This is a genomic window from Sphingomonas yantingensis (assembly GCF_014199325.1).
Taxonomy (GTDB): Bacteria; Pseudomonadota; Alphaproteobacteria; order Sphingomonadales; family Sphingomonadaceae; genus Sphingomonas; species Sphingomonas yantingensis.
In genome coordinates this window covers 103508-115976 of the sequence record NZ_JACIJJ010000001.1, presented here as the reverse complement: position 1 = coordinate 115976, position 12469 = coordinate 103508, and the positions used below count along the sequence as shown (strand labels likewise).

Annotated in this window: 9 protein-coding genes; 5 read left to right on the top strand and 4 right to left on the bottom strand. The window is 67.8% G+C overall.

The window, feature by feature from the left end; translation table 11 throughout:
* Positions 1-22: 22 nt before the first annotated feature.
* From FHR19_RS00585 to dinB, 4 genes are all read right to left on the bottom strand, one after another.
* Complete coding sequence (locus FHR19_RS00585; protein WP_184023259.1) at positions 23-1582, bottom strand: alpha-N-arabinofuranosidase; 1560 nt, start codon at positions 1580-1582, stop codon at positions 23-25.
* A gap of 84 nt (positions 1583-1666) precedes the next feature.
* Positions 1667-2986 (bottom strand): sugar MFS transporter, encoded by a 1320-nt coding sequence (locus FHR19_RS00580; RefSeq protein ID WP_184023258.1) that lies wholly within the window; start codon positions 2984-2986, stop codon positions 1667-1669.
* A gap of 51 nt (positions 2987-3037) precedes the next feature.
* On the bottom strand, positions 3038-3958 hold the full coding sequence (locus FHR19_RS00575) for a Gfo/Idh/MocA family protein (protein ID WP_184023257.1): 921 nt from the start codon (positions 3956-3958) through the stop codon (positions 3038-3040).
* A 79-nt stretch (positions 3959-4037) separates the two neighbouring features.
* A complete protein-coding gene (gene dinB / locus FHR19_RS00570) occupies positions 4038-5066 on the bottom strand; it encodes a DNA polymerase IV (RefSeq protein ID WP_184025682.1) in 1029 nt (342 codons plus the stop codon).
* Positions 5067-5307: 241 nt separating this feature from the next.
* Between dinB and FHR19_RS17560 the strand changes: the two genes are divergently transcribed.
* The 5 genes from FHR19_RS17560 to FHR19_RS00545 all read left to right on the top strand — a co-directional run bounded on the left by FHR19_RS17560 (position 5308) and on the right by FHR19_RS00545 (position 12318).
* The gene (locus FHR19_RS17560; protein ID WP_343053109.1) at positions 5308-5718 is read left to right on the top strand and encodes a septal ring lytic transglycosylase RlpA family protein; all 411 of its coding nucleotides are present in this window, start codon (positions 5308-5310) and stop codon (positions 5716-5718) included.
* 74 nt (positions 5719-5792) lie between these two features.
* On the top strand, positions 5793-8468 hold the full coding sequence (gene ppc / locus FHR19_RS00560) for a phosphoenolpyruvate carboxylase (RefSeq protein ID WP_184023256.1): 2676 nt from the start codon (positions 5793-5795) through the stop codon (positions 8466-8468).
* Positions 8469-8526: 58 nt separating this feature from the next.
* The gene (locus tag FHR19_RS00555) at positions 8527-9453 is read left to right on the top strand and encodes an ABC transporter ATP-binding protein (protein WP_184023255.1); all 927 of its coding nucleotides are present in this window, start codon (positions 8527-8529) and stop codon (positions 9451-9453) included.
* Positions 9446-11035 (top strand): L-aspartate oxidase, encoded by a 1590-nt coding sequence (gene nadB, locus FHR19_RS00550; RefSeq protein WP_184023253.1) that lies wholly within the window; start codon positions 9446-9448, stop codon positions 11033-11035. Before FHR19_RS00555 ends, nadB begins: the two co-directional genes overlap by 8 nt.
* Positions 11036-11196: 161 nt before the next feature.
* On the top strand, positions 11197-12318 hold the full coding sequence (locus tag FHR19_RS00545) for a serine hydrolase (protein ID WP_184023251.1): 1122 nt from the start codon (positions 11197-11199) through the stop codon (positions 12316-12318).
* Positions 12319-12469 lie beyond the last annotated feature (151 nt).

Genomic DNA, 12469 nt, shown 5'->3' with positions numbered 1-12469 from the left:
CGCCGGCCCATCATGCGCAACCTTAGCGCAGTTCGAGCACCACCACCGACTTGGCCGGCAGCGTCACCGACAGCTTGCCGCCCGCGACGGTCGCCCCAGTGAACGCCTGCGGCGCGACCCGGTTCGGCGCGTCGAAGTCGTTGCGCGCGGTGATCGCATCGCCGGTCAGCACCGTGCCCGTCACCGCCGAGGCCTGCACCCCGGCGAGGTCCGCGGTCACGCTGTTCGGCCGGTTCGGATCGGCATTGGCGAGCGCGATGCGTACCACCCCGTCCTTGCCCCGGATCGCCGAGGCGCTGACCGCAGGCACGACATACTGGTCCTTCGAATACCAGCCGCCCTTCAGCTCGATCGGCAGCACGGTGGCATCGATCCACGGCTTGTACATGTGGAAGACATGATAGGTCGGCGTCTTCACCATCTTCGCGCCGTCGGTCAGGATCATCGCCTGGAGGACGTTCACCATCTGCGCGATGGCGGTCATCTTCACCCGGTCGGCGTGCTTGGCGAAGATGTTGAGGTTGATTGCGGCCACCATCGCATCGCGCAAAGTGTTCTGCTGGCGCAGGAAGCCCGGATTGGTCCCCGGATCGCCCGCATACCAGGTGCCCCATTCGTCCACCGCCAGCCAGATGCGCTTCTGCGGATCGTATTTGTCCATGATCGCGGTGTGCTTGCCGACGAACTCGTCCATCTTCCACGTGGCGGCCAGCGTCTGTGCCCAGCCGGCCTCGTCGAACTCGCTGGCGGAGGCGCGCGGCGGCCAGCCGCCGGGGACGGTGTAGTAATGGAGCGAGAGCGCATCGATCGTCGACGCGCTCTCGCGGATCATCACCTCGGTCCAGTTATAGTCGTCGTTGTTGGCGCCCGACGCGATCTTGAGGATGCGGGTGCCCGCCGGCGCCTTGACAAAGGTGGCATAGCGGCGCGTCACGTCGGCGGCATATTCGGCGCGCATGTTGCCGCCGCAGCCCCACAGCTCGTTGCCGATGCCGAAATAGGGGAGCTTCCACGGCTCCTTGTGGCCGTTCCTCGCGCGCTCGTCGGCGAGGCTGCCGGCGGGCGCCGTCATGTATTCGACCCACTCGGCCATTTCCTGCGGCGTGCCATTGCCGACATTGCCGGAGATGTACGCCTCCGCCCCCACCTGTCCGACCAGGTCGAAGAACTCGTGCGTGCCGACGGTATTGGGCTCGGTCACGCCGCCCCAATGAGTGTTGATCTTGACCGGACGCTTGGCCCGCGGGCCGACGCCCTCCCGCCAGTGATATTCGTCGGCGAAACAGCCGCCCGGCCAGCGGATGATCGGCACGCCGAGGTCCTTGAGTGCGCCCACGACGTCGCTACGGAAGCCGCGGACATTGGGGATCTTCGACTTCTCGCCGACCCACAGCCCGCCATAGATGCCGGTGCCCAGATGCTCGGCGAACTGGGTGAAGATCGCCTTGTCATAGGTCGGGCCGGGGGTGTCGGCGCGGACGGTGATCTCGGTGGGCTTGGCCGGCTCCTGCGCCATGGCCGGCGCCGCGAGCGTCAACGCGACCGCCCCTAGCAACATTCGCTTCGCCGTCCGTCCGATCATGCGCAATCCTCCCGTCTGACCGGGGCGACGATGGTCTCGCCGCCCTCTCCATTAGTCAGACATATTCGGAGGCGTCTGGCTTGTCTACTCCGCCGCAACCACTTCCGGCTCGGGCAGCGCGTTGGTCGTCTTCGCGCCCCAGACGGCGTAGAAGAGGATATAGAGCTCGCACACCACGGTCAGTAGAAACGAGGTCTGGAGGCCGTAGCGGTCGGCCAGCCACCCCTGCACCACCACCAGCGCGCCGCCGGCGATCGCCATGATGAGCAGGCCGGACCCCTCCTCGGTCAGCGGGCCGAGGCCCTTGATGCCGAGCGAGAAGATCGTTGGGAACATGATCGAGTGGAACAGGCCCACAAGGATGAGCGACCACATCGCCGCCGGCCCGGTCAGGAACGTCGCCCCCAGCATCACCACGAACGCGCCGATCGAGAAGCCGGCGAGCACGGTTTCGGCCGGAATCTTCTGCATGATGAGCGAGCCGGCGAAACGGCCGACCATCATCCCGCCCCAGAGCAGCGCGAGATAATGCGACGCCTGTTCCTGCGTCACGTTGGCGATGTCGGGCGAGGAGACGAAGTTGATGAAGAGGTTGGCGACGCCGATCTCGGCGATCAGGTAGATGAAGATTGCCGGCACGCCGAAGACGAGATTGCGGTGCTTCCAGAGCGACAGACGCTTGCGCTCCTCGCGCGTCACGCGCTGCGTCGACTGGCCGATCGCGGGCAGCGGGAAGCGCGCGATGACGACCGCGAGCACGACCAGCACGATCGCGACGAGGACATAGGGCAGGATCACCGACTGCGCATCGGCCAGCCGCTCCGCCGGGGTCAGCACGCGCCCCTGCGTCGTGCCGCCGACCGAGCGGCCGAGGATGAGGTAGCCCGCGAAGATCGGCGCCAGCGTCGTGCCGAGCGAATTGAACGCCTGAACCAGGTTGAGGCGCGACGATCCCGTCTCCGGCGGGCCGATGACGGTGACGTACGGGTTGGCCGCGACCTGGAGCAGCGTGATCCCGCTGGCGATCACGAACAGCATGACTAGCGTGACGCCGTAGGACGGCAGGCTCGCCGCCAGCGTCATGCCCGCAGCGCCCGCCGCCATGACGAGCAGGCCGGTCACCAGCGACTTCTGATAGCCGATCCGCTCAATGAGCTTGGCCGAGGGGATCGAGGCGACGAAATAGGCGATGAACCACACGCTCTCGATCAACGTCGTCTGCGTGTAGTTGAGGTCGAACACGCTCTTCAGGTGCGGCAGCAGCGTGTTGTTGATGACGGTGATGAAGCCCCACATGAAGAAGAGGCTGGCAAGCAGCGTCAGCGCGGGGGCGTAGGATGCGCCCCTGCCCCCTGCCGGCGAAGTGTGGGCGCCCGGTGCGGGCTGGCTCGGCGGCAGGGCCATCGGCGATCCTTCCTGAAACTTGGTCTGACTATATGTTTGGAAAAAGGGCGGTCAATCGTCCCAGCGGAACGCACCGACCCGCTCGTGCCGCCCGAGCATGAAGGCATCGGCGACGAGGCGGAAAGGCGAGAGATCGGCATCGATCGCGCCAGTGCCGATCATGTCGGCGAAGCGGGCATAGAGCCGGCCATATTCGGTCCCCTCGGGCACCGCGACCTCGGCATCGTCCACGAACAACCGCCCGCCGCCCTCGCGAAGTTCGGCGGTGCCTTCGTCGGTCTCGAGCGTCATCGACCAGGTCTGCGGTCCGCGCTGGTCGAAGCTGAACGCCGCCTCAATCGCGGTATCCCCGTGCGCCATCGTCAGGTCGGCCATGATCGGCGCCTCGCGATCGGCGGGGTATTTGAGGGTGGCGCCGTGAAGCTCGGTGCCGGGGACCAGCCGGGTCAGGATCGACAGCGCGTTCACGCCCGGATCGAATACACCGATTCCCGGCTCCCAGATCCATTCCTGTCCCGGATGCCAGACGCGCACGTCTTCCTTCCACGCGACCGACACGCGGCGGAGCGTCTTGCCCGACAGCCACTGTGCGGCCGGCTCCACCCCGCTCGCCTCGCGCGAATGCCAGGTGAGGTAGAGCGCCCGCCCCGCCTCCCGCGCCATGCCGGCATAGCGTTCGGCGACGCTGACGCTGGCGGCGGGCGGCTTCTCGACCATCACGTCGAGACCGAGAGCGAGCGCCTCCTTGATCAGCGCGGTGCGCGCCATCGGCGGGGTGCAGAGCGACACGGCGGCAAGTTCGGGGACTTGGCGCTTCAACTCGGTGATCGTTGCGGCGACCGGCGCGCCCTCGTCCCGCGCATGGCCGCTGACGATGCCGGCAAGGTGCAGTCGGTCGCTGGCAGCGAGCGTCGGCAGATGCTGGTCGCGCGCGATCTTCCCGAGGCCCACGATCGCGATGGCATGGCTCAACGTCACTCTCCCGATGCCGCTGAAGCGGCTTGTCTGACAAATCTGATTTCGCAGATCGGCCGCGCGGCGACAAGCCGGTTTAGTCGAACAGTGATGGCGCCTGATCTTCGGGCGGAAATCCCGACACGGTAACGCCGACGAGGCGCAGGCCCCGGTCGAGCGGATAGAGCGTCGCGATCAGCGCGCGGGCGGTGGCGTGCAGTTGCTCGCGATCGCGGACCGGCGCGGGGGTGCTGCGGCTGCGCGTCACCTGGCGGAAATCGGCGTACTTCGCCTTCACCGTCACCGTTCGGCCATAGCGGCCGCGCGAGACGCACCAGTCCCAGACTTCGTCCGCCTGCCCCGCCACCGCCGCCTCGATCTCCGCCGGATCGGTCAGGTCGCGGGCGAAGGTCGTCTCGGAGCCCGACGACTTGCGCACGCGATTGGGCTCGACCGGGCGGTGATCGATGCCGCGCGCGATGCCGTGATACCATTCGGCCGAACTGCCGAAATGCTCGGCAAGAAAGGCGAGCGACTTGGCGGCGAGGTCGGCACCGCTCTCGATCCCAAGCCGCCGCATCTTTGCCGCCGTCACCGGGCCGACCCCGTGAAACCGCTCGACCGGCAGCGACGCGACCCAGGCCGGCCCCATCTCGGGCGTCACCGCGAACTGGCCGTTGGGCTTCTTCTGGTCGGAGGCGAGCTTGGCGAGGAACTTGTTGTACGAAATGCCCGCCGATGCGGTGAGGCCGGTCTCCTCGGCGATGCGCGCGCGGATCGCCTTGGCCGTCGCCCAGGCGGTGCCGAGCCCGCGCCGGTCCGCGGTCACGTCGAGATACGCCTCGTCCAATGAGAGCGGCTGGATGAGGTCGGTGAACTCGGCGAAGACGCCGTGGATCTGCTGGCTGACCGCGCGATAGACGTCGAACCGCGGCGGCACGAAGATGAGGTCGGGACAGCGCCGCTTCGCCGTGACCGATGGCAGCGCCGACTTCACCCCGAACGCCCGCGCCTCGTAGCTCGCCGCCGCGACGACGCCGCGCGACTCGCCATGGCCTACCGCCACGGGCTTGCCGCGCAGTTCAGGCGCGTCGCGTTGTTCGACCGACGCGTAGAAGGCGTCCATGTCGACATGGATGATCTTGCGGACGGGCGGGGACTCGGCAGTCACGTGGCCCCGTTCTAGCCAGTCGGTTTGCGATGCGGGAGAGGCGAAACACCGTCCGAACCTTAACGCCACCTTACAGTTTTCGGCTCGCCGGTTGGATTCCGGCGGCGAAACGAGTTGGTCGTTCAGGCAGTCATCGCGGCGTCATGCTAGTCAATCGACGCCCGCCCAGTGTCGCGGGTGCCGTGGGGGACCGCATGTGTCGTTGAAACTCTCGATCGCCGCGCTCGGTTCCGGAATCGCCCTGTTCGTCGCCACGCCCGCCTGGGCAGAGGAGACGCCGGCCGCGACCGAGACCCCTTCGGTGATCGAGAAGGTGGGCGAAGGCCTTGCCAGTTTCTTCGGCCGCGAAATCGCCGGTGCGCGCACTGCCAGCGGCGAGAAGTGCGATCCGACCACGCTGACCGCCGCACACCGCACGCTTCCCTTCGGCAGCCTCGTCCGCGTGACCGACGCGCTGACCGGCAACAGTGTCATCGTCCGTATCAACGACCGCGGCCCCTTCTCCGGCAAGCGCGTTATCGACCTGTCGAAGGCGGCCGCCGCCGAGCTCGGCATCGTCGGCCGCGGGACCGCCCGCGTCATCATGAACCTCGTCTCGCGCAACTAAGATTGCGCGAAATCGGGCCTGCGCATTCGTATTGATGCGTTGACCCGGCCACCGCTGCGGTGCAGCAAGCGTTCATGGCCACGCTTCCCCCGATCGCGAACAATCCCGACATCCGCCTGCTCGGCCGCATGCTGGGCGACGTCATCCGCGCCTATGGCGGCGAGGCGCTGTTCAAGCGGATCGAGTATATCCGCTCGACCTCAGTCGACCGCCATCGCGGCGTCGCGGGCGCCGACGCGATCGACCCCGGCCTCGATCGCCTGACGCTCGACGAGACGCTCGATTTCGTCCGCGGGTTCATGCTGTTCTCGATGCTCGCCAACCTGGCCGAGGACCGGCAGGGCGTCGCGCGGGAGGAGGGGGCCGATGTCGCCCATGCGCTCGCGCGCCTCGCCGAACACGGCATCGACCGACAGGCGGTAATCGGCCTGCTCGATCATGCGCTGATCGTCCCGGTCCTCACCGCCCACCCGACAGAGGTGCGGCGCAAGTCGATGATCGATCACCGCAACCGGATCGCCGACCTGCTCGCGCTCAAGGATCGCGAACTGGAGGAGACGCCCGACGGCGACCGCATCGACGAGGCGCTGGTGCGCCAGATCGCGCTTCTCTGGCAGACGCGCGTGTTGCGGCGCGAGCGGCTGTACGTCGCCGACGAGGTGGAGACGGCGCTTTCCTACCTTCGCGACGTATTCCTGCCGGCGCTACCCGCGCTCTACGCGCGCTGGGACCGGGCGATGGGCGAGCGGCTGCCCGCGTTCCTGCGCTGCGGCAGTTGGATCGGCGGCGATCGCGACGGCAACCCCTATGTCACCGCCGAGTCGCTGACGCTCGCGCTCGGCAAGGCGGCGGAGGCGGCGCTCGTTCATTACATGGACGCGGTCCATGCGCTGGGCGCCGAACTGTCCATCTCGACCGAGATCACGCATGTGAACGGCGATGTGGGCAGGCTGGCCGAGGCGAGCGGCGACGATGCCGCCAGCCGGGCGGACGAACCCTATCGCCGCGCGCTGTCTGGCATCTACGCACGCCTCGCCGCCACGCACCGCGCGCTCGTGGGCAAGCCCGCGCCGCGCCCCGGCCCGCTGACGGGTGAGGCCTATGCCGGACCGGGCGAGCTTCGCGACGACCTCGTCGCCGTCGCGCGCAGCCTGTCGGCGGCGGGCGAAGGGACACTGGCGACCGGCGGCGCGCTCGGTCGGCTGATCCGCGCGGTCGAGATCTTCGGCTTCCACCTCGCCACGCTCGACCTGCGTCAGAACTCGGCGGTGCACGAGCGCGTCGTCGCCGAACTGCTCAAGGCGGCGGGGGTCGAGGGCGATTACCTGTCGCTGGACGAGAACGCGCGCGTCGCGCTCCTTCGCCGCGAACTGGCGAGCCCCCGCCCGCTGACCAGCCCCTATGCCGATTATTCGGAGGAGACGGCGGGCGAGCTCGCGATCCTCCACGCCGCCGCCGCCGCGCATGCGCGCTATGGCCGGCAATGCATCACCCAGCATGTCATCTCGATGGCGCAGTCGGTCAGCGACCTGCTGGAAGTCCACTTGATGCTCAAGGAAGCCGGGCTCTGGGTGCCCGGCGACACGCCGACGTCGCACCTGATGGTCGTACCGCTGTTCGAGACCGTCGCCGATCTTGAGGCGGGGGCCGACATCATGCGCGACTATCTGTCGCTGCCGGAGATTGCCGCGACCGCGACCGCACGCGGGCATCAGGAAGTGATGATCGGCTATTCCGATTCGAACAAGGACGGCGGCTACCTCACCTCCACCTGGCAATTGTCGCGCGGGTCGGCGGCGCTGGCGCCGGTGTTCGAGGCGGCGGGCGTGGGGATGCAGCTGTTCCACGGCCGCGGCGGCTCGGTGGGGCGCGGCGGCGGCTCGTCCTTTTCCGCGATCCAGGCGCAACCGCCGGGCGCCGTCCAGGGCCGCATCCGCATCACCGAACAGGGCGAGGTGATTGCCGCCAAATACGGCACGCGGGCCAGCGCGATGGCGAACCTCGAGGCGGTGACCTCGGCGACGCTGCTCGCCAGCCTCGAGCCCGAGCGGCTGTCGGCGGACGATGCCGCGCGGTTCGGGGCGGCGATGGACGAACTCTCGGCGACCGCGTTCCGGGCCTATCGCGACCTCGTCTACGGCACCGACGGCTTCCGGCAATTCTTTCGCCAGATGACGCCGATCGCCGAAATCTCCGGCCTCAAGATCGGCTCGCGCCCCGCCAGCCGCAAGAAGTCGGACGCGATCGAGGATCTGCGCGCCATCCCCTGGGTGTTCAGCTGGGCACAGGCGCGTGTGATGCTGCCCGGCTGGTACGGCGTCGGCGCCGCGATCGAGAGTTTCGCGGACAAAGGCCTGTTGCGCGAGATGGCGGCGGGCTGGCCCTTTTTCTCGGCGATGCTCGCCAACATGGAGATGGTGCTCGCCAAGTCCGACATGGGCATCGCTGCGCGGTACGCCCAATTGGTCGAGGATGCCGGCCAGCGCGAGGCGATCTTCGGGCGCATCCGGGACGGCTGGCAGGCGACGCATGACGGGCTGCTGACGATCACCCGCCAGACGCGGCTTCTGGAAAAGAGCCCGGCGCTGGAAGCGTCGATCCGGCTGCGCCTCCCCTATATCGAGCCGCTCAACCTCCTCCAGATCGAACTTCTGAAGCGCCACCGCGCGGGCGAGAGCGATGCGCGGATCGGCGAGGGCATCCTCCTGTCGATCAACGCGATCGCGACGGCGCTGAGGAACAGCGGGTGACGAAGGGCGGGGGACAAGCCGCTTCCCCCGCCGCGTCATCCGCACTACCTCCACCGCCATGACCGAAGCCGCCATTGCGATCCGCGACCTGTGCAAGACCTATGCGGGCGGCAAGCGCGCGCTCGACGGAGTGACATTCGACGTGCCGCGGGGGCAGGTGTTCGGGCTGCTCGGCCCCAATGGCGCGGGCAAGTCGACGCTCATCAACATCCTCGCCGGGCTCGTCAACAAGACGAGCGGCAGCGCGTCGATCTGGGGCTTCGACATCGACGAGCATCCGCGCAATGCCAAGGCGTCGATCGGCATCGTCAATCAGGAGATCACTTTCGACCCCTTCTTCACGCCGCTGGAGACGCTGGAGAATCAGGCGGGCTTCTACGGCGTGCCTAAGGCGAAGCGCCGGAGCCTCGACCTCCTTCGCGCGATGGGGCTGGAGGACAAGGCGAACGCCTATTCGCGCACGCTATCCGGCGGCATGAAGCGGCGGTTGATGGTCGCCAAGGCGATGGTGCATTCGCCGCCCGTCATCGTCCTCGACGAGCCGACCGCGGGCGTCGATATCGAGCTTCGCCGCCAGCTCTGGGACTATGTCCGCGGCCTCAACGCGCGCGGCGTGACGGTGGTGCTGACGACGCATTATCTGCAGGAGGCCGAGGAGCTGTGCGATCGCATCGCGATCATCAACCACGGCCGCGTCGTCGCCAACGAACCCACGCGCGTACTGCTCGGCATGGCGCAGGAGAAGCAGGTCGTCGTCACGCTCGATCGCGACGTGACCGCCCCGCCGCAGGCACGCTGCTTCGAAAAGGTCGAGGCGATCGACCCGCGCACGCTCGCCATCACCTATCGCAAGGATCGCACGAACGCGGGCGAGGTGCTGACCGCGGTAAGCGAGGGCGGTTTCGCTATCGTCGACGTGACGACGCGCGAGGCCGATCTGGAGGACGTGTTCCTGAACCTCACGCGGGCGGCGGCGAATGGCTGAGACCGATATCCTCATCATCGGATCGGGCGCGGCCGGGCTGACCGCGGCGCTGAACCTTGCCGATCGCTTCCGCGTCACGGTGCTCGCCAAGGGGCGGCTGGACGAGGGTTCGACCGCCTGGGCGCAGGGCGGGATCGCCGCGGTGCTCGAACCCGGCGACACGTTCGAGAACCATGTCGAGGACACGATGGTCGCGGGCGCGGGCCTAAACGACCGCGACGTGGTCGAGTTCGTGGTCGAGCGCGCGCCCGCCGCGATCGAGCGGCTGGCCGAACTCGGCGTCCCCTTCAATGCGGCCGAGAATGGCGGGAACGGCTGGCACCTGACGCGCGAGGGCGGGCACAGCCACCGCCGCATCGTCCATGTCGACGACGCGACCGGCTGGGCCGTGCAGGTCGCGCTGATCCGCGCGGCGGAGGCGCATCCCAACATCACCCTCGTCCCCGACATGGTGGCGGTAGACCTGGCGACCAGCCGGCACGAGCTTCGCTATTCGGGCGCGGGCAATGTCTGGGGCGTCTATGCCTTCAACCGCGCGACCGGGAAGGTCGAGCTCTACACCGCGCGCGCGACGATTCTGGCGACGGGGGGCGCGGGGCGCACCTACCTGTTCTCCACCGCGCCGCGCGGGGCGACGGGTGACGGCATCGCGATGGCATGGCGAGCGGGGGCGCGCGTCTCCAACATGGAGTTCATGCAGTTCCACCCGACCTGCCTCTACAATCTGGAGGTCAAGAACTTCCTGATTACCGAGGCGGTGCGCGGCGAAGGGGGCCGGCTCGTCAACCCGCAGACCGGCAAGCGGTTCATGCCCTATTACGACGCCGACCGCATGGAGCTGGCTCCACGCGACGTGGTGGCGCGCGCGATCGATGCGGAGATCAAGCGGTTCGGCCTCGATTACGTCCATCTCGACATCAGCCATCGCGGGGCTGATTTCGTGAAGGCGCACTTCCCGACGATCCATGCCAAGCTGCTTGGCCTCGGCATCGACATGACCACCGGGCCGATCCCCGTGGTGCCGGCACAGCATTACACCTGCGGCGGCGTCGTGGTGGATCGCGACGGGCGTACCGACCTGCCCGGGCTCTATGCGGCGGGCGAGGTCAGCCAGTCGGGGCTGCACGGCGCCAATCGCCTCGCGTCAAACTCGCTGCTCGAATGCTTCGTCTATGGCGAGGCGGCGGCGGCGCATATCGCCGCGCATTGGGACGACCTGCCGCGCCCGCCCTCGATCCGGCCGTGGGATGAAAGCCGCGTCACCGACAGCGACGAGGAAGTCGTCATCAAGCAGAACTGGACCGAGATCCGGCGCTTCATGTGGAACTATGTCGGCATCGTGCGCACCACCAAGCGGCTGGAACGCGCCGCGCACCGGATCAAGATGATGCAGGAGGAGATCGCCGACTATTACGGCCATTTCCGCGTCACCCCCGACCTGATCGAGCTGCGCAACCTCCTCCAGTCGGCCGAGCTGATCGTGAAGTCGGCGCTCCACCGCAAGGAGAGCCGGGGGCTGCATTATACGCTAGACTATCCCAGGACGGTCGAGCGGCCGCAGGATACGATCCTGATCCCCTGACCCAAAGGGGCGACGAAACCGCTGAAAAGCGTACTCGTTCGGGCGTTGTTCACGTCCTGTCGCTAAGGTAGAAAGGTTCGTCGCAGCCGCGCGCGCGGCCTGTTGCCGCCACTGCCCGCGCTGCGTCATGGTTTCGCCCATCAGGGGGCTTGTCGACGCTTATGGTATTTTCGCGTTTTTCGGTGATCGAGCGTGCGTTGACGCTGGCCGGCCTCGCGCCGCTAGCGCTGATCGGGGCTGCGCCCCAGCATCAGGGCGGGCGCATCACCGAATTGCTGCCGCCCGGCTACGTCCATGGCAGCGCGGCACCGCAGAATCAGGTCGTCGTCCCCGCCCCCACCCCGCTCGTCACCGATATCGACGGCCTCGTCGGCGCGTTCGGCGGCAAGGTCGGCGTGGCGGTCAAGAGCATCGATACCGGCTGGATGGTGTCGAAGAACGGCGACGTGCCGATGCCGCAGCAATCGGTCAGCAAGCTGTGGGTCACGCTGACCGCGATGGACCAGATCGATCAGGGGCGCATCACCCTCGACGATCCGCTGACGATCACGCGAAACGACCTGACGCTGTTCCACCAGCCGATCGCCTCGCTGCTTCAGAACGGCGTCTACAACACGACCGTGCGCGAACTCATCCGCCGCGCGATGACGATGAGCGACAATACCGCCAACGACCGGCTGCTGCGCCACGTCGGCGGGCCGCCGGCGGTCAACGCGTTCATCGCGCGCCATTCGCTGGGCGCGATCCGGTTCGGACCGGGCGAGCGGCTGCTCCAGAGCCGCACCGCGGGCCTTCAGTGGCGTCAGGACTATGCCATGGGACGCGCGTTCCAGGCGGCGCGAGCCAAGCTGGCGCCGGGCGTACGACAGGCGGCGTTCAATGCCTATGTCGCTAATCCGATCGACGGGGCCGCCGCCGCCTCAATCGCCAATGCGCTGACCAAGCTGCGCCGGGGCGAGCTCCTGTCGCCGCAGTCGACCAGCTATCTCATCAACGTCATGGAAAGCTCGCGCACCGGCCATGCGCGGCTACGAGCCAGCGTACCGCCGGGCTGGCGGCTGGCGCACAAGACCGGCACGGGTCAGGACCTGATGGGCCGCACCGCGGGCTTCAACGATGTCGGCATCCTGACCGCGCCCGACGGCCGCGCCTATGCCATTGCGGTGATGATCGGCGATACGCGGCGTCCGACCCAGGAGCGGCAGAAGCTGATGCAGAACGTCGTCGCGCGCGTTGTCGCCTATCACGACAGCGAGGCACCCCAGCGGCTGATGGCCCGCTGAGGCGCGCGCATTCAACGCTGCATCACGATCCAGACCGCGTCTGCGACCAGAGCGACCAAGCCCCACCCTGCGACCGTCCCGCCGGCAAGGATCGCGATCGTCCGCCGCCCTGAATATTTCGTCATCAAGCGCCCCTCCGTTTTTTCGTTGG